15 protein-coding genes and 2 pseudogenes are annotated in these 16,761 nt (G+C 57.4%); 8 read left to right on the top strand and 9 right to left on the bottom strand.

Annotation, left to right across the window (positions count from 1 at the left end; translation table 11 throughout):
* Positions 1-257 precede the first annotated feature (257 nt).
* Positions 258-1,394 carry an LLM class flavin-dependent oxidoreductase gene (locus THL1_RS20415; protein ID WP_069084939.1) on the top strand — a complete coding sequence of 379 codons (1,137 nt, stop codon included), beginning with the start codon at positions 258-260 and terminating at the stop codon, positions 1,392-1,394.
* Between the two features lie 27 nt (positions 1,395-1,421).
* On the opposite strand, the pseudogene THL1_RS20410 reads toward THL1_RS20415, so the two are convergent.
* The 4 genes and pseudogenes from THL1_RS20410 to THL1_RS20395 form a co-directional block, all read right to left on the bottom strand.
* Positions 1,422-1,987, bottom strand: a pseudogene (locus tag THL1_RS20410) (IS3 family transposase); the annotation flags it as partial.
* Between the two features lie 51 nt (positions 1,988-2,038).
* Positions 2,039-3,856 (bottom strand): putative bifunctional diguanylate cyclase/phosphodiesterase, encoded by a 1,818-nt coding sequence (locus tag THL1_RS20405; protein WP_145928351.1) that lies wholly within the window; start codon positions 3,854-3,856, stop codon positions 2,039-2,041.
* Positions 3,857-4,075: 219 nt separating this feature from the next.
* A pseudogene (locus THL1_RS20400) lies at positions 4,076-4,309 on the bottom strand (transposase); the annotation flags it as partial.
* A 591-nt stretch (positions 4,310-4,900) separates the two neighbouring features.
* Complete coding sequence (locus THL1_RS20395) at positions 4,901-5,575, bottom strand: LexA family transcriptional regulator (protein ID WP_069086579.1); 675 nt, start codon at positions 5,573-5,575, stop codon at positions 4,901-4,903.
* 109 nt (positions 5,576-5,684) lie between these two features.
* Between THL1_RS20395 and THL1_RS20390 the strand changes: the two genes are divergently transcribed.
* The 3 genes from THL1_RS20390 (at position 5,685) to THL1_RS20380 (ending at position 8,085) form a co-directional block, all read left to right on the top strand.
* Complete coding sequence (locus THL1_RS20390) at positions 5,685-5,879, top strand: Cro/CI family transcriptional regulator (RefSeq protein WP_069084936.1); 195 nt, start codon at positions 5,685-5,687, stop codon at positions 5,877-5,879.
* Between the two features lie 64 nt (positions 5,880-5,943).
* The gene (locus THL1_RS20385) at positions 5,944-6,486 is read left to right on the top strand and encodes a hypothetical protein (RefSeq protein WP_069084935.1); all 543 of its coding nucleotides are present in this window, start codon (positions 5,944-5,946) and stop codon (positions 6,484-6,486) included.
* A 246-nt stretch (positions 6,487-6,732) separates the two neighbouring features.
* Entirely contained in the window at positions 6,733-8,085 is a 1,353-nt protein-coding gene (locus THL1_RS20380; RefSeq protein WP_069084934.1) for a hypothetical protein, read from the top strand.
* A 269-nt stretch (positions 8,086-8,354) separates the two neighbouring features.
* Here the strand turns inward: THL1_RS20380 and THL1_RS20375 are convergent, their stop codons facing one another.
* Positions 8,355-9,566, bottom strand: a complete 1,212-nt coding sequence (locus THL1_RS20375) for a site-specific integrase (RefSeq protein ID WP_069084933.1) — start codon at positions 9,564-9,566, stop codon at positions 8,355-8,357.
* A 260-nt stretch (positions 9,567-9,826) separates the two neighbouring features.
* A complete protein-coding gene (locus THL1_RS20370; RefSeq protein ID WP_069084932.1) occupies positions 9,827-10,144 on the bottom strand; it encodes a hypothetical protein in 318 nt (105 codons plus the stop codon).
* A 418-nt stretch (positions 10,145-10,562) separates the two neighbouring features.
* On the opposite strand from THL1_RS20370, the gene THL1_RS20365 reads away from it, so the two are divergent.
* Positions 10,563-12,416 (top strand): multicopper oxidase family protein, encoded by a 1,854-nt coding sequence (locus tag THL1_RS20365; protein WP_069084931.1) that lies wholly within the window; start codon positions 10,563-10,565, stop codon positions 12,414-12,416.
* 12 nt (positions 12,417-12,428) lie between these two features.
* Positions 12,429-13,088: an SCO family protein gene (locus tag THL1_RS20360; RefSeq protein ID WP_069084930.1), complete on the top strand. Its 660-nt coding sequence runs from the start codon at positions 12,429-12,431 to the stop codon at positions 13,086-13,088.
* A 259-nt stretch (positions 13,089-13,347) separates the two neighbouring features.
* Here the strand turns inward: THL1_RS20360 and THL1_RS20355 are convergent, their stop codons facing one another.
* The 3 genes from THL1_RS20355 to THL1_RS20345 are packed head-to-tail and all read right to left on the bottom strand — an operon-like array spanning position 13,348 to position 15,209.
* Complete coding sequence (locus THL1_RS20355; RefSeq protein ID WP_069084929.1) at positions 13,348-14,058, bottom strand: transmembrane anchor protein; 711 nt, start codon at positions 14,056-14,058, stop codon at positions 13,348-13,350.
* Between the two features lie 12 nt (positions 14,059-14,070).
* Positions 14,071-14,808 carry a HupE/UreJ family protein gene (locus THL1_RS20350; RefSeq protein WP_069084928.1) on the bottom strand — a complete coding sequence of 246 codons (738 nt, stop codon included), beginning with the start codon at positions 14,806-14,808 and terminating at the stop codon, positions 14,071-14,073.
* Between the two features lie 47 nt (positions 14,809-14,855).
* The gene (locus THL1_RS20345; protein ID WP_069084927.1) at positions 14,856-15,209 is read right to left on the bottom strand and encodes a hypothetical protein; all 354 of its coding nucleotides are present in this window, start codon (positions 15,207-15,209) and stop codon (positions 14,856-14,858) included.
* Positions 15,210-15,310: 101 nt separating this feature from the next.
* On the opposite strand from THL1_RS20345, the gene THL1_RS20340 reads away from it, so the two are divergent.
* Together THL1_RS20340 and THL1_RS20335 are read left to right on the top strand one after the other, a co-directional pair.
* On the top strand, positions 15,311-15,598 hold the full coding sequence (locus THL1_RS20340; protein WP_036991877.1) for a metal-sensing transcriptional repressor: 288 nt from the start codon (positions 15,311-15,313) through the stop codon (positions 15,596-15,598).
* 6 nt (positions 15,599-15,604) lie between these two features.
* Positions 15,605-16,750, top strand: coding sequence for a nickel/cobalt efflux protein RcnA (locus THL1_RS20335; RefSeq protein WP_069084926.1), 1,146 nt, complete (start codon positions 15,605-15,607; stop codon positions 16,748-16,750).
* Positions 16,751-16,761: the final 11 nt, after the last annotated feature.

Below are 16,761 nucleotides of genomic sequence, written 5' to 3'. Positions count from 1 at the left end.
CGATTTGGGTCAATCCTTGTGGATAAAAGGCATCTTGAGGGCTCTCCCCCTGCTCGTGCGGCATTTGGCACCAAGCACATTCTAGGAGCGACAGGGCTCCAGCTTAGCGAATGTCGGGATGACAAGCATCAAAAATCTATCAACGCATGGGTTGACCGATCTCTATAACGCCGTTATATTCACCACTGCTGGCATCTGCCCGCAGACACAGGCTAATGCCTCCCTTGCCTATTACCCATCTAGAGGAGATAACAATCATGGCAATGGAAACTGGTTTGATCTTTCATCCCTACATGCGTCCTGGTCGGACAGCCAAGCAAACCTTTGATTGGGGCATCCAGAGTGCCGTGCAGGCGGACAGCGTCGGTATCGATTCGATGATGATCTCCGAGCACGCCTCGCAGATCTGGGAAAACATTCCCAACCCTGAACTGTTAATCGCCGCGGCAGCCCTGCAAACCAAGAACATCAAGTTCGCGCCCATGGCCCACCTGCTGCCGCATCAGCATCCGGCCAAGCTGGCGACCATGATCGGCTGGTTGTCACAGATTCTGGAAGGCCGCTATTTCCTCGGTATTGGTGCTGGCGCCTATCCGCAGGCCTCCTACATGCACGGAATTCGCAACGCCGGTCAGTCCAACACGGCTGACGGTGGGGACGAAACCAAGAACCTGAACGACATGGTGCGAGAGTCCCTGTACATCATGGAGAAGATCTGGAAGCGTGAGCCATTCTTCTATGAAGGTAAGTACTGGGACGCGGGTTATCCGGAAGAGATTGAAGGCGCAGAGGGTGATGAGCAGCATAAGTTGGCTGATTTCAGCCCTTGGGGGAGCAAGGCACCTGAGATTGCGGTGACCGGTTTCAGCTACAACTCGCCGTCCATGCGTTTGGCAGGTGAGCGCAACTTCAAGCCGGTTTCGATCTTCTCTGGTCTAGATGCGCTGAAGAAACACTGGGAAGTCTATTCCGAAGCAGCCATTCAAGCGGGCCATTCCCCGGACCGTTCGCGTCATGCGGTATCCCACACCGTATTTTGTGCTGAAACTGACAAGGAAGCCAAGCGCTTGGTCATGGAGGGGCCGATCGGCTACTGCTTCCAGCACTACCTGATCCCGATCTGGCGTCGTTTTGGCATGATGGACGGCTATGCCAAGGATGCAGGTATTGATCCGGCTGATGCTGATCTCGAGTTCCTGGTGGATCGCGTCTTTTTGGTCGGTTCGCCCGATACCGTGAAGGAGAAGATCAATGCGCTTTTTGAGGCAACAGGTGGTTGGGGTACGCTGCAGGTAGAAGCACATGATTACTATGATGATCCTGCGCCCTGGTTTCAGTCTCTAGAGTTGATCGCTAAAGAGGTCGCTCCCAAGATTGCGCTTCCTAATCGCTGAACATAGGTAAGCGGGCCCGGCGGCTGGAGTCCTGTATTCAACAGGGCTCAGGCCGCTTTGTTTCAGCCTGATGCGCGAATGATTGTAGTAGTGGATGTAGTCCCGCGGCCCTGCTTCAAGCTCATTGGGGCTGTTGAATTTGCTCAGGTAAAAGAATTCGGATTTCAACGTGCCGAAAAAGCTTTCCATAGCCGCAATGTCATAGCAGTTACCTTTGCGGAGATGCTTGGTTTCACTGCATGTTCGTTACGGACGCGACGGTAGATGGGCATCCGATACTGCCATCCCTGATCGGAATGCAAGATCAGTTTGTCTCGCGGCCGTAGCCGCGAAAATGCTTTCCGTAGAATCGCATCGACCATGTCGAACAGAGGACGCCTGGATGTTTCGTAGGCAATGATTTCGCCGTTGTAGAGGTCACGTATCGGTGAAAGGTAAAGATTTTCGCCTCCGACTTTAAACTCCGTCACATCGGTTACCAACTTCTGGTTCGGTCGCTTGGCATCGAATTTTCGCTCCAGCAAATTCGGCGCTACCTGGCCTACTTCACCTCTGTAGGCGCGGTATTTCTTGAGGCGCACGCGGCATTTCATGGCGCACTAGTTTTGGTGGGTAGACCGTGTCAGATATAAGCGACTGGGGACTCACTTCTCCAATAACTTCCAGCTAGAGCACTGCAGCCAATCTACAAAATCTTCTGTCGGCATTGGCGCTCCTATCAGATATCCTTGAGCTATATCACATCCCATCTCCATTAGGCGCCCCAGGACCTCCTGGTTTTCAATTCCCTCAGCAACTACCTTTAAATTTAATCTGTGAGCTAGCTCAATTGTAGAGTGAACAATGGCAGCTGGCTTTGGGTGCTCGGTTATTTGCTTAACGAAGGACTGATCGATCTTGATTGCATCTACCGGTAGGTTCTGGAGATAGCTCAAGCTGGAATAGCCAATTCCAAAATCATCGATAGCTAGTTGAATCCCGGCATCTTTCAATTTTCGCAGTGTTTCTAATGCACTTGCTGGGTCTTCCATGAGCGCACTTTCAGTAACCTCAAACTGAATCCAATTCGACGCCGCCCCCCAAGTCGCGATCAGCCCTTCGATCTTGGTGACTAGCCTAGCATCGCGTAAGTCTTGTGCCGAAAGATTTATGGATAAAGGCACGTTTAAGCCTGATTCATTCCACGCAAAGCGTTGTCTAAATGCAGCTTCAAGAACCCAAAATGTTAGCGGAGTAATTAGTCCGGTAAATTCGGCAAGCGCTACAAACTCACTGGGAGGCACCATATTTCGAACCGGATGCCGCCAACGCAATAGTGCCTCGGCGCCACATATATGCGAGGAGATTAAGCTGAGCTGAGGCTGGCAATGGAGAATTAACTGGTCGAGTTTGATCGCATCGCGCAAATCCGCCGTCAGTAATAGTCGGTTGGTGCACGCCTCTTCAAGGCTAGGAGCGAATACCAAAAAGTCGCGTCCTGTACGCCTCGCCTCAGACATGGCAGCCCGTGCATGCCTAAATAATGTGTCCGGCTCAACACCATGGCCGGGGAATAACGCAACTCCTATCGTCATCCTTGCATAGTGGTTTAGCCCAGAAGAGTCAGTCGCACCATGAAATAAAGAACTCAGTCTTTGCGCCATTTGGACAGCAGCGTCTGCGTCTGCATTTGCATAAAGAATTGCGAATTCGGCCTCGCCTGCGCGAAAAATAACTCCGCTGGAGAGAATTGTTGCGCAGAGTAGGCTCGCAATCTCTTGTAGTAATTTGTCGCCCTGTAGGTATCCAAGGGTGTCGTTGATTTCGTGATGATTTTCGGCCTTAAGAAGCAGTACTGCTAGCGGACGGTGTTGCTCTCTGAGTTCTGTAATGACTGACTTGGCTTTTGTATAAAACATCTCTCGATTAGGTAGTCCAGTAAGTGAGTCGTAGTAAGCTATTTGATGAATTCTTTCCTCTGCAGCCTGATGCTTTGCGCGTATGCGTAGATTTTCTATTCCAAACGTCAAATCATCAGCCAGTTCACCTAAAAGAGAAACTTCAGACTCATTAAATGCGTCAGGCTCGGTAGCAGTAATGCACAGAGAGCCTACGACAACTGAACCTACCCGTAATGGAAAGGCAGTAACCGATCCATAGCCAAGGCGAACCATGTCTTCGCGCCATTTAGCGTGGTCAGGGTCGGTGAGAAGATTACGGCCGACACAGGCTTTACCTGTAATAACAGCGATAGCTGCGGCACCTCCCTCTTCTGAATTAGCCCACGAAAGCGAAATGCTTCTAAAAAAATCAGCCTCCTGATGGCTATGTGTAGAGCTGAGTGCATACGCCATATGGACTAGGGAATAGCCATCGTCGTTTAGCGAATACCAAACACCGGCGTAGCGATAATGGCCTTTTACCACTATCACTCGGCACATTCCGTTCAGTAACTCTTGCTCATCTGAGCAGCGCAGGAGCATACGATTACCTGCACTAAGGGTCTTGAGCGTCCGGTTTAGTCGCTCCAGCTCCCGAAGACTGCAGCCTGCCTCAGTTACCATGGAAGCCCTATCTGCGCGAGGGGCGTTGCGAGGGGAAGTCATTGAGCTTGGTCCGAGAGGAATACACTCAGGTTAGCCCTGGATGTGTGGTCTGTCCCGGAGCTGGTGGACAGGTAGCTAAGAGCTAATGCTCGCATAGCGCTGCTCGGAACGGATGCCGTAGCAGTAACCGACGACCAGCATGCGCACCATCAACTCCGGATCAATCGACGGGCGCCCGATGGGGCTATAGAAGTCGGCCAGGTGGGCCCGCAGGTCGCTGAGATCCAGGCACTGGTCGATGCTGCGCAGGAGGTGTTGGGGCGGGACGTGGTCTTCCAGATTGAACGAGTAAAACAGGCGCTGCTGCCCACCCGGTAACCGTCCCATCATGCTGCCTGCCCCCATGCTCGCTGACGGCGTGATTTTGCCGGCGGCATGGAGTGGCAGCTACTTTTTCAACAGAATCGGCCCAAAGCGGAACTACCCAGCAATGAAAAAGGGCCGGTGAGCATTGCTCGCCGGCCCTTTTGTTTACTCCCTTCTACCCCAGTTCCTTTGGGGCTAATGGCCTTGCCCTGTTGCTACAGCCAGCCTTGGATGGCTGGCGCCGCTGCCCTCCCCAGGGCAGCGGTTCTGCACCTTCTCGGTGCATCCGTTTCAACATTCAGTGAAAAAGTTTCAGTGTTTGTTGAAAAACTACGCCAGCTCAGCGCGCCGCTTTGCTACTCGATCACGCGCGTTTAGAAGAAGTTCTTCTCTTTCTTGAGGACCTTGGGACATCTAGGGGGGCGAGTTGATGGCACCCTCGTATTACTTTTTCAGGTAGGTGATCTAGGTGGGGCGGCGGTCGATTAAGACCATCATCGCGGCGTTCATGGCCCAGTACACCGCATGACCTAGTGGAGCGAGCATATGTCTTCTCCGCGGTAGTCCCAACACACTCCCTAGGTCTTCAGGTACTCGCTTCCCTGGCCGCTGCGCTTATGTTGCTGGGATGAATCGAGAGCTCTTCACGATTGCGCCAACGTACTGCACTGCGACCACTTCATCTTCACGGATAAAGATCGGCTCACAGTCGGTGTTGACGCTGTCGAATCGGTACTGTCCATCGCGGTAGTATATGAACTCCTTGATCATGGCCCGGCCCTTGGTGGTTTTCACTAGGACTTCATCGCCGGCGACATAGTCCTTGCTGGGCTCGACCAAGACGAACTCGTTATTCTTGATCCTGGGATTCATGCTATTGCCTACAACCATCAGCCCGTAGGCTTCCAGATCCGAGCTGTCGATGTTCAGGAAACCCATGTTGCACTCGACGGGGTACCCCACATCCTCGAAGTAGCCTTCCGGGCTGAGCATGGCCTTGCCCACAACTGGAACGCTTCCTGTCCTTACCTGCATCGAATCGCTAGATGGCCCAGGTGATGCTGCTGAGGGTTCGTCTTCTCGCTCTGGCCCGGTCCCATTCGCTAGCCACTCAGCGCGGAAGCCGGTTGCCTTGGCCAGCGCAAACACGCTTTCCGCTTTCAGGGCTTTGGTCTCGCCATTTATCCACTGAGTAATCGCGGATGGGGCGACTCCGCACTCGTCGGCAATCTCTCGCTTCCGCTTGCCTGAGAGCTGAATGGCCCGGCTGATTCGTTCGTTCTGCTGCATGTCCATAGATTAAGCGAGCTTAATTTAAGCGTGCTGAATTAGTCATCCCTTCTCTTGCAGGCTTTATTTAAGTGTGCTGAAATTCCGTTGTATCCCAGAGGAGCTCTCCATGCGCACTCAAGATGCCGCCGACTACTTCGGCAGTAAGAAAAAACTGGCGGAGGCGCTGCACATTCAGCCGAGCGCCGTTACCCAGTGGGGCGAGGAGGTCCCGTGGGCACGTCAGTACCAGATCGAAGTCCTTACCAGTGGAGCCCTGAAGGCGGGCCCGCCCCCCAAGACAGCCATGGATGACGCGCAGTGACAGCTCACTGCGCCTGATGCCCCCCAATATCTGCCGCCAGAACGGCGAGTCAATGTGAGCAAGAATGGCGAAGAAGAAGTCAGGTGACCGGGTTTTTACCTCGGCCACCCATAGCCCGGTGATTGCACAATTTCAGCAGCTTGTGAAGAGCAAGGATGGAGCATTTCCCTGGACACAGATGGTGAGCCCCCGGGAAATGTACTTTGTGTATGACATGCTGGCGGCGGTTGAGGCCGACAAGGACTTCACCCTGACCTCGGCGCAGGGGAAGTTCGGCTTGAGGATTCTTCACAAGCTGCGGTTATCCCAGAAACACTGGATAACTGATTCGGCTGCAGAACGCTACGCGGGCGTTGCATCGGCGAAGAAGGGCAAGGGACTTTCGTCCCGTGCAGACGCAGTAGCCCGCCGGCTGGCTAAAGACCATCTGAGGAGCGCGGGGGTAACGTGGACCAAGTCGACTCCTTCTGACCTTGATCTTGTCGAGATGCTTTGTTCGATTGGTGCAATCGAGCAGTCCGTGTCGCGAGCGAAAGCTCGGGAGGCACTCATCGCTTGGAGCCAGTCCGCATCGGCGGCAATCAAGAAGAGGTTAGTTGCGCAATGAACGGCTGCGCGGGGCGATGCCGGCTGACGTCCAATGGTTTTGGCGAGTTGTTGCCTCTCTCGCAGCAGCCTGTGGCCCCGCGAGTGGTTCGCCACAGGCAATAAGCCGTGCTCACGCGTCATTAGGTAGGAGTGCCACAGTCACTCAGGTGGTTCAGGGATGTTCATTGGCGCTGCCTTGGAATGACTGGCCGCTCCAATAATGAAACTGAACATTTATCGTCCGGGCCGGAGAGTTGGGTAAGACGTGGCAATCAAACTGAAAATTTCATCCGCCGATCCCGAAGAGGTCCGGCTGATTGAGCGGTACTGGGCGCAGGATGAAATTGGTGGATTCGTCGAAAAGGTCAATGCGCTCTTGCCGTTTCGAAATATAACCAAAAGCGCCGTGTTAGCCGGCTTTGTCAGGCAACACTGTCAGGCCGTAGATGAAAATCATCGCTGCCCGCAGTGTGGAGAAGGTATCGTCATCAACAACCGTTCAGAGACGAAAAAGTTTCCCCTGATAGCGACCAAGCCGTGTGCGGCTTGTCAGTATGCGCTCGACGAAGTTAAGCGTGCGGCGCAGGCCGAAATGGAAGCCGAGCTTCAAAGCCAATTGCGAAAACGTACTGCGGCAGTGGCGTCCTGGACCGTTGACTATGGGGCCATTTCCGATGAAATAGCATTACTGTTGCGGGCCTTGGGCCGAGCGATCGAACCGCGCTTGAGCAACGGCACGTTCACACGTGGTGACTGCCGCGGCCTTTCGCCGTACTACGTGGATAATTTTATCGATCAGCTTTGGCAGGCGGGCGTGATTCTTGATGATCCTGGCAGGTCGCCGCCGGGCGCTTATTTCTTGAGGAATGAAGAGCTGCGGTTGAAAAACAGCCTTGCCACTTTCTTTTTAGTCCCTGATGGGGGAGTAGGGGCAGGGGAAGATGCTCTTAAGAAATTGCTGGGAAGAACTTATGGCGATCATTCCAGCCTGCTGCAGCTTTGGTTGGATTATGCGGTGGCTGATTGCATGTGTTACTTCTTTGGCCAGTGTGATGTGTATGGTCTGAGCATCTCAGCGGAAGATGAGGGCGAAATAAAAAGCATCATCAGGGTAGCGTTGGGGACTTACAGCATTTCGCAGGTCTGGTCGCTGGCGTGGAAAGTGATCAAGGATGCATCCAGTCTGGCCAGTCGTGAGTATTACAACAAACGTAGAGCAGCAACGACGCTTCCGGGCAAGCTTCGGCGGCATTTGGAGTCGATCCGGAAAGACATGAAGCCGGTTAAACAGTGGGATCGGCCGGAACGTCAGCCTGCCGGTACGTTGGGGCAGCTCTTTTACGAACTCTTCGGCTTGGATGAGGACTCGCTCGGCTCAGATGTGATGGCTGTGTTTTCCCTGCGGGACGCGCTCCGGGCGCCTGCCAGCGAGGTTGAGGCCAGGCTCGCTCAACCGGTACGCCGTTTTATGGCGGCGGCCTTGTCCCACGATGTGGGCGCCAATGTGATGCTCAGATTCACCGAATTGGTCCGCAGCGGTTTCGATGTGGCCGACGCAATCGACGAGATCTTTGGTACCCATCCGGCCATGGCAGCCTCGAGGTCAATTTTGGATTAGCCGTCGACGGCTGTCGTCTACAGCAGTGGCACGCCCGGCACTCGCGCGAGGAGTGTCGGGTTTTGCCGAGCGCTGTTCAGGGCTGGAACGTGGGAATAGCCGCGGGGGATCGGACGTTCCAGCTCATCACTCTTCCTCGCCAAGGCCAATCTCACCGAACCTGACTGTGCGAATCCAGGAGTTGCTTGAATTTTGCTAAAGCAATGAATTTGCTGTTTGTAAGACCTTGATCTTAAAGGGATATTGCTTAATGTCGGTCCAGTCCATCACTAGATCAATTCCACTGCCGCTGCTTTGCTTTCCGGCGCCAGATGCGCATAGCGAAGCGTCATCTTGATGTCGCTGTGCCCCAGCAGTTCGCGAACGGTGTTCAGCGGAACTCCGGCCATCACCAAGCGTGACGCGAAGTCGTGTCGCAAATCATGCCAGCGGAAATCGTCGATCCCGGCATTTTTGAGCAACTCCAACCAGGCTGTTTTCACGTCTGTGATACGCTCGCCATCCTGACCGGGGAAGGTATAGCCGGTGCCGTCGCCCTGTTTCTTCCACGCCTTCAGCGTGGCCAGGGCTTCGGTATTCAGCGGGATGTGCCGCGTCTCCGCCGTCTTGGTTCCTTCGGCGGCGACAGTGATGTTCTTCCCCTGCAGGTTCACGTCTTGCCAGCGCAGGTTGAACAGTTCTCCGCGACGCAGTCCGGTGTTCAGGGTGAGAACGACCATGGGCTTGAGGTGGTCGGTGAAGGCGACTGCATGCAGGTCCGGCAGTAGCTTCATCTTGCGCTCTGAACGCCATTGGTTGGCACTCGTGCGCTCGGCCCGCATCCGTTCCTCCCGCCTGTCCAAAGCGTCTTTGAGCGCCTTGGTTTCATCCTTGGACAGGTAGCGGATGCGTCCCTTGGCGTCGACTTTCAGGGCCTTCACCTTATCTAGTGGCGAGGATTCCAGATAACCCCAGTCCACGGCTCGGCTGAAGACACCGCTGATGGTTCCCATCTTGCGATTGGCGGTGGCGGGTTTGTTACCAGAGCTGAGCCAGTTGGTTCGGATCTGTTCCAGCTCGCGGCCAGTGATCTCCGCCAGGCGCAGGGCCAATATCGGTTCAAAGCTGGTCGACAAGGTGTGAGCGGTCTTGTCGTGGCCGCGGTGGTGGGCCTTGAACCACGGCAGGTAGGTATTTTCTACAAAGTTGTGCAGGGTAGGAGAGGTCGCCGCCGTGCGCCCTTGGGTAATCGCCAGAGGCTCACCATGCTTTCGGGCCTCATTTAGGTAGAGGAGGGCTTCTTCGCGCGCCTGATCGAGGGTCATGATGCCCACGCGGCCAAGGGTCTTCTTCCTGGCTCGACCCCAGGTCACTAGGAACGACTTGGCACCTGCCTTGGTCACGCGGACGAACAAGCCCGGTACCGTAGTATCGTGAATCTCGTACTCCGTCCCTGTGACCTCAAGGGATGCGAGTCGCCGGATCGTCAGTTTCTCTTTCACCGTTCCCTCGTGGGTGCATTGTGGGTGCAAAAAGAACTATATCGTTTTATCCGGTTGGGTAGAACAGGGCTCTAGAGCTTGGTTTTTCTGAGGATGGCTAGTGCAGGTAGGGCTGTAAATGGCCCTCCTAAGGGGAAGGTTGGTGGTTCGAACCCACTCTGGGACGCCATTGTTTTCGTGGCTTTCATGGATTTTCCATGTGTCCTGCCAGGTTGGAGTGCCGACTCCTGCAACGACGTCGGTTACTGCTTCCCGCTCGGCTAGTCGTCATCTTGCCCCTCGCATTTCACCTCTTCCTTGTACTCATCGCGCTTGGCTTCGATCTTGACGCGGCACGGGCCATCCCAGAACTCGCGTTTCCACTCGCCGCGCCTCCAGGTCTTGCCCCTACCATCCGGGCACTTGATCTCCTTCTTGTACTCGCCGTCATCGGAGACTTCCTTGACCCGGCACGGCCCGTCTCGGTATTCGTCCTCCCAGTCCTCATCGCGATCCCACTGATGATCCGCCAAAACACTGCCTGCTCCGCTAGCGGCGGTAATCAGCATCAACGCCCCCACGAGTGAACCGACTTTCATGTCATAACCTCGGCTGATATCGCTTCTGAACGGCCGCCATCAGGTTCATTTCGATGGTGCTGGCCAAGTGCAATTTCAGACACCGAAGTCGTGTGTTTGCTCTCTCGTCTTCCGAAAATTTTTCAGGGCCATTAGCTGGGATAATGGCTCGTCATTAAATTGACTATTTAATTTCTCTGTCATTTATTTTTCTATAACTCGTTGATTTGTTGCTGGATATTGCTGTATGGCGCATTGCCAGACAAACGGCTCTCTAGCTCCGGAAAAGCTGCTTTTAATGAAGGAAGCGACATCATTCGCTCAACAAGAAGCGATCATGCAGTAGTCAGATTTGGCGCCGGGGAGAGGATATTCAACAAACCGTGGCTAGGGCGGAAAGAGAGGGCGTGCGTTGAGGATGGGGTGATGGAACGACCAAATGCGAACCAGCAAGGGCAATTTTTCGAGACAGCAGAACAATAGCGACACCACACGGAGAACTTTTCTCAAGTTATCAGCAACTAGCCTGGCGGCTCCGTGGCTCCCTGCAAGCCAGCCTGGTCAAGCAGTCGAATGGGTTACCACGCCGCAACCGATCTTTCCGCCCAGCCCGGCTACCCGCCCCTGGATGGAAGCGCTGCCGCCGGTCATCGTCCCGGTGGCGCATACCGAGGCATTCAATCCTGCGCCGACCCTCGAGCCCAACATCGAGGCAGGTGAAGCGGGGCGCGATGCGCACCAGCGCTACGAGGAATTGACCGGTGTGCTAGGGGCTCCCGAGTTGTACGAGCTTCGTGTCGTACAGAATACGGAGTGGGTGACTCACCCCGATTTGCCCAGGCAGAAAGTCTGGGCGTATCGGGGAAGCAATGCTGATGCGACCGTTCCCGCAACCATCTTCGCCACCTATGGGCATCCGGTGATCTGTCGCATCCATAACGATCTACCCCAGGATCATGTCGGCTTCGGTACGCCGGAGATATCCACGCACCTGCACAACGCCCACACTCCCTCGGAGAGCGATGGGTTTCCCGGCGACTTCTACAGTGTCAACGAGGCGGGACCGACCCTGGACAGATCGGGTCCGAACCAGGGGTGTGGGCAGTTCAAGGATCATTTCTACCCCAACATCTATGCCGGCTACGACCAGTTGCAAAATGGCATTGGCGACGAGCGCGAAGCTCTGGGCACGCTGTTCTATCACGACCACACCCTGGACTACACCGCCCCCAACGTCTATCGCGGGCTGATCGGCTTCTACCTGCTGTTCGATCACATCGATTCAGGCGATGAGCGCGATCCACGTCCCAGTGCTTTGAGACTGCCCAGCCATCCTTACGACTATCCATTGGCATTTGGCGACCGCCGCTTCACGCCGATGCCGGACGGGCAGCTGTTTTACGACCAGCTCCACGCCGAAGGCGTGCTGGGCGACAAGGTGGTGGTCAACGGCAAGATCGAGCCGGTGCTGCGGGTAGCCCGACGCAAATACCGCTTGCGCCTGCTCAACAGCGGCCCCAGCCGCTTCTACGACTTCTATCTGGTGGACGCGCGCAACCGCGTGCAGCGGTTCACCTATATCGCCAACGACGGCAACCTGCTGCCCGAAGCGCTGCTCAATCAGACCCACGTCCGGCTAGGCGTGGCCGAGCGCGCCGACATTGTCGTGGACTTTGCCAAGTACTCGCTCGGCACCGAGCTTTATCTGGTCAATCGGCTGCGGCAGGACAGCACGCGCAAGCCCGGGGATTCCAGAGCCCCCGGTACCCGCGTGCTGAAGCTGGTCATCGACCGAGAGCCGCCGGAACAGGACCTGAGCCAGGTGCCGAGGTTCCTCCGGCCGTTGCCGGACCTGCCGACGCCCGAGGAGCTGGAGACGTTGCCTGTGCGGCGGTGGGAGTTTGATCGGCGCAATGGGCTGTGGCAGGTCAATCGGCAACTGGCGGATGTCAACCGACCGCGGGCGCGAGTTCGCCAGGGCGGTGCGGAGATCTGGGAGTTCGCCAGTACGGGAGGGGGCTGGTCGCACCCCATCCACTCGCACTTCGAGGAAGGGATCATTCTGAAGAAGCTGGTCGATGACGTCGAAGTCCCGATTCCGCCGCACGAGCGAGGGCGCAAGGATGTCTTCGTGCTCGATCAGACGATGACGATGGTCGTGCTGTTCCGCTTCCGAGACTTCACAGGCAAGTACGTCATGCATTGTCACAACGTGATCCATGAGGACCACGCGATGATGGTCCGCTGGGACATTGAAGACGACCAGGACGACGACGAAGAGCCAAATGCCTAGGAGTGCCGCCTCATGAACACGAGAAGAAATCTGTTGGTAGGTGCCGGCCTGCTGGGCGTGGTTGGAGTAGGGGCGGCGCTCGGATTGGGCGCGTCCAGCGGCGGGCGGACGGATCGTCCCAACCGCACCGCCAGCCAATTGCCCAACGTGCTGCTCACCGACCAGTACGGCAAGTCCGTGCGTTTCTACGATGATCTGATTCGCGGCAAGGTTGTGGCGATCAACATGATGTACACCTCCTGCGCCGGCATCTGCCCAACCGCCACTGCGAACCTGCTGAAGGTGCAGCGGCTTTTGGGAGCGCGTCTTGGACGACAGGTGCACCTGTACTCCATCACTCTGGCCCCCGAACTGGATACCCCGCAAACCCTTCGGGCGTATGCCGAGCGACACGGCGTGGGGCCTGGCTGGTTGTTCCTGACGGGTGTTCCAGCAGACATTGAACGGGTGCGTTTCAGCCTGGGTTTCTACGATCCGGAGCCCGAAGTGGATCGGGACAAGAACTCGCACTCCGGCATGCTGCGTATCGGCAACGACCTCTACGAGCGCTGGACCATGGCGCCGGCACTGGGTTCACCTGAGCAGATCCTGGGTACCATCGACCATGTAGACCCGGCGTTTTCCTATCGACATCAGGTGAAGCGGCATTCTGCACCTACGCCCTTTGTCTAGGCATGGAACTGCCCGCGGCGTGGCACTCGCGGGCAGCGCCGACTCTTGAGGCCTTGGCGACAGTCCTCCAGGGCTTTCTCATGGGAGGCCTTTGCGGTCACTTTGTCCAGATGTCGGGCGAACAACACTCTTTCGGCGGCTCGGTTTTTCCTGTGCGGCGCCTGTGCCGTCCGGCCCGCAGTTGTAATGTTGTTTGAACTGAGGATCTCGGATGCGACAGTGAGAAAGAGACCGGCCCCTTGCGGGGCCGGTCTTGCTTTTAGATCACCCGCTTGATGCTGATGTAGTCGCCTTGGGTGCGCAGGGTGACGGTAACCGGCTTGTTGGTGCGGTTGCGCCAGAACCAGCCGTGCTTGCCGTCGAAGGCGGCTTCCAGCATGCCTGAGTCTTCGGGGGTAGCGCGGCCCTTGCCGTAGCCATGGTAGAAGTCGCGCGGAGCGCCGTATGGGTCGCCGTGGGTATCGTAGTTCACCACGCTGCCGTTGGCGGTCCAGAGGTAGTTCACCTTGGCCCCTTTCTTCATTTCCAGCTTGATCTCGGCCCCCTGGTTCGGCTTCAGGGTGATGCTCATTTCATGCTGTTGCCCGGCGACTTCTGGTTTGGAGGGCGCCGGTTCGGTCGGTGTAGCAGTCTGGGGCTCGACCACGGCGGGTTTGGCTTGAGCAGGCTCGGGAGCCGGAGCCGCCGGGGCGACAGCCACCGCTGCCGGGGCCGTGACTGCAGGTGCCCGTTCGGTGCTGGCGGCGGCTGCTTCGTCGGCAACGGCTTCTTCAGCCAGTTGCAGCTTGATCTCACCCATCTGGGTCAAGCCCAGGACGCGGCCGACCCCGGTGGGGTCAATGGCGTATTCCGAGGGCATGACCACGGTGACCAGCAGCGCACCAGCGGTGATCAGCGCGATCACCGTGGAGCGCAGCAGTTGGACCGAAGAGGGAAGTTCGTTGAGGGTCGGAAGCTGGGTATTGAACATGATCAGGAGTCCTTACTGGGAGACGATGAGGCCGGTGAGCTGGTAGCCCATCAGGAGGAAACCGGCGCTCATCATGGCGACGTTGGTGGTGTAGGCGTGGCGCCAGAAGCTGGCCGTACGCCGCCAGTAGCCCATGAGAATGAGGATGGCGCCGAGGGCCAGCAGCTGGCCGATCTCGACGCCGACGTTGAAGGCGATCAGGTTGGCAACCAGGCCATCCGGGGAGATCTCGAACTCCTGGATCTTGGTGGCCAGGCCGAAGCCGTGGAGCAGGCCGAAGATCAGCGTGGCCGCTCGCGTATCCGGCTGGTAGCCGAACCAGCGCTGGAAGGCGCCCAGATTGTCGAGTGCCTTGTAGACCACCGAGAAACCAATGATGGCGTCGATGACGTAGGCACTGATGCTGACGCTGGTCAGCACGCCGAACAGCAGGGTGATCGAGTGGCCAGCCGCGAACAGGGTGACGTACAGCCCCACGTCCTTGAGTCGGTAAAGGAAGAAGATCACGCCGAAGAGGAACAGCAGGTGATCGTAGCCGGTGATCATGTGTTTGGCGCCCATGTAGATGAAGGGCAGCAGCAGTACGCCGGTACTTTCCTGGATGAAGCCCTTGTCGCCTTCGGGCACGCCGTGGGCGAGCGCGTCGGGTATGGCTGCGAAGAGCAGGGCGATTGCCAGCAGGGGCAGGAGCAGCGGTCGACGCAGGCGCGCGATGACAGCGCCCACTCCGCTTTGGGATTGCGATTGCATTGAGTCAGTCCTGGTTGTAATGGTCTGGAGCCGCATTGCGGCTGCGTTCAGAGCACGAACCGGGTACGTGGGGGCCGCTCGATGAGGAACACTGGGCCGTTGGGCAGGGGTAGTTGCGCAAGGGCTGCGGGGAGGCTGTGGCCTGGTTGCGCAGGGAGTTCCAGTCGCGCGTTAAGGTGCGGGGTTTCGTGCAGGTGATCGGCGGTGTAAGGCGCGTGGAAGTGGCCGCTACAGGCCTGGCAGCTCAGCGGCTCAAAGTCGTCGTGCGGATGGCCATGCGTAGCATCGGAGACGGACTGGTTGGCATTGGACAGCAGAGCGGAGGCGTGTCCGACCCAGCCCATGAGCATGGCCAGGAGCAGCACGACTACCACCTGTGTTCTGACAGCGTTGCCAAGCATTTCCGCTCTACCAGACCCGAAGAGTGTTTGTTGGGTGTGTTTGCTATATCCCCCCGGGGGGATAGGATGCGACGGTCACTATCGTTGCACGGGGTCTTGCGATGAGCAAGCACGAACACGGTCATCAGCACCAAAGTCATAGCGAAATCGTCAAAAGGTTGAAGCGGGCAGAAGGCCATCTGCGCAGCATCGTCACCATGATTGAGGACGGTCGCGCCTGCGTGGACATCGCCCAGCAATTGCACGCGGTGGAGAAGGCCGTCTGCCAGGCCAAGCGCACCTTGATCCAGGACCATATCGACCATTGCCTGGAACACACCGTGGGTGCGCTCACCAGCGGCGAGCGCGCTCCGCTGGAAGAATTCAAACAGATCACCAAATACCTCTGACCTGCCATGTCCACTTTCGCCGAACTGTTGCAACAGGGGCCGGCTCACGCCTGGCTCTATTTCCCGAGCGCCATCCTCCTGGGGGCCTTGCATGGCCTGGAACCAGGCCATTCGAAGACGATGATGGCGGCCTTCATCGTGGCGGTACGCGGCACTGTGAAGCAGGCGGTCCTGCTGGGGCTGGCCGCCACCGTTTCGCATACCGCCGTGGTCTGGCTGGTCGCCCTGGGCGGTATGTACCTGGGGCAGAACCTCGACGCTGAGACCTCCGAGCCGTATTTCCAACTGGCGTCTGCGGTGATCATCGTGGCCATCGCGCTGTGGATGCTCTGGCGCACCTGGCGCGGCGAGCAGATGTGGCGCTTCGAGCAGGGCGACGACCATCACCACGATCACTCGCACGATCACCATCATGACGAAACCCGCCGCATCGACACTGGCCACGGGCGTGTCGAGGTGTCGATTTTCGAGGAAGGGGTACCGCCACGCTGGCGCTTGAACGTACTCAGTGGTCACGCCTGGGCGGCTGGCGAGGTGACCTTGCAGACCACCCGAGCGGATGGACGCATGCGGCGTTTTGCGTTCGCAGATCGCGGCGGCTACCTGGAGTCCGTGGATGAGATTCCAGAGCCTCATGAGTTCGGCGTGCGGCTGAGCCTGGGTCACGGCAATCACTCCCACGACTACGACCTGGACTTCCGCGAACATGGGCACGACCACAGTCATGCCCAGTTGGACGGGCTGGAGCTGTCGCTGGAGGGCTACCAGGACGCCCACGAGCGCGCCCATGCGAACGATATCCGCAAGCGCTTTGCCAATCGGAGCGTGACGACGGGACAGATCATCCTGTTCGGCCTGACGGGAGGGCTGATCCCCTGTCCGGCGGCGATCACCGTGCTGCTGCTCTGCTTGCAAGTGAAGGAAGTCGCCCTCGGAGCCGTGCTGGTGTTGTGTTTCAGCATTGGCCTGGCCCTGACCCTGGTGAGCGTGGGGGCGGCAGCGGCTATCGGTGCACGGCGGGCTTCCAACCGCTGGCCCTGGCTGGGCACCGTGGCGCGTCGTGCGCCTTACCTGTCCAGCCTGTTGATCATCGGCGTGGGCATCTACGTCGGCATCCATGGCTGGATGGGACTGAGCGCCCAGCTGGGCTGATACATGGCACT

This window comes from Pseudomonas sp. TCU-HL1, from assembly GCF_001708505.1.
Taxonomy (GTDB): Bacteria; Pseudomonadota; Gammaproteobacteria; order Pseudomonadales; family Pseudomonadaceae; genus Metapseudomonas.
The sequence above is the reverse complement of the archived record's forward strand: the minus strand, read 5'-3'. Positions and strand labels throughout refer to the sequence as shown.

Coding starts and splice junctions, on each gene's coding strand:
- THL1_RS20415 (WP_069084939.1), top strand. CDS start 258: ATGGCAATGGAAACTGGTTTGATCTTTCATCCCTACATGCGTCCTGGT.
- THL1_RS20405 (WP_145928351.1), bottom strand. CDS start 3,856: ATGCTCCTGCGCTGCTCAGATGAGCAAGAGTTACTGAACGGAATGTGC.
- THL1_RS20395 (WP_069086579.1), bottom strand. CDS start 5,575: ATGCAGCAGAACGAACGAATCAGCCGGGCCATTCAGCTCTCAGGCAAG.
- THL1_RS20390 (WP_069084936.1), top strand. CDS start 5,685: ATGCGCACTCAAGATGCCGCCGACTACTTCGGCAGTAAGAAAAAACTG.
- THL1_RS20385 (WP_069084935.1), top strand. CDS start 5,944: ATGGCGAAGAAGAAGTCAGGTGACCGGGTTTTTACCTCGGCCACCCAT.
- THL1_RS20370 (WP_069084932.1), bottom strand. CDS start 10,144: ATGAAAGTCGGTTCACTCGTGGGGGCGTTGATGCTGATTACCGCCGCT.
- THL1_RS20365 (WP_069084931.1), top strand. CDS start 10,563: ATGCGAACCAGCAAGGGCAATTTTTCGAGACAGCAGAACAATAGCGAC.
- THL1_RS20360 (WP_069084930.1), top strand. CDS start 12,429: ATGAACACGAGAAGAAATCTGTTGGTAGGTGCCGGCCTGCTGGGCGTG.
- THL1_RS20355 (WP_069084929.1), bottom strand. CDS start 14,058: ATGTTCAATACCCAGCTTCCGACCCTCAACGAACTTCCCTCTTCGGTC.
- THL1_RS20350 (WP_069084928.1), bottom strand. CDS start 14,808: ATGCAATCGCAATCCCAAAGCGGAGTGGGCGCTGTCATCGCGCGCCTG.
- THL1_RS20345 (WP_069084927.1), bottom strand. CDS start 15,209: ATGCTTGGCAACGCTGTCAGAACACAGGTGGTAGTCGTGCTGCTCCTG.
- THL1_RS20340 (WP_036991877.1), top strand. CDS start 15,311: ATGAGCAAGCACGAACACGGTCATCAGCACCAAAGTCATAGCGAAATC.
- THL1_RS20335 (WP_069084926.1), top strand. CDS start 15,605: ATGTCCACTTTCGCCGAACTGTTGCAACAGGGGCCGGCTCACGCCTGG.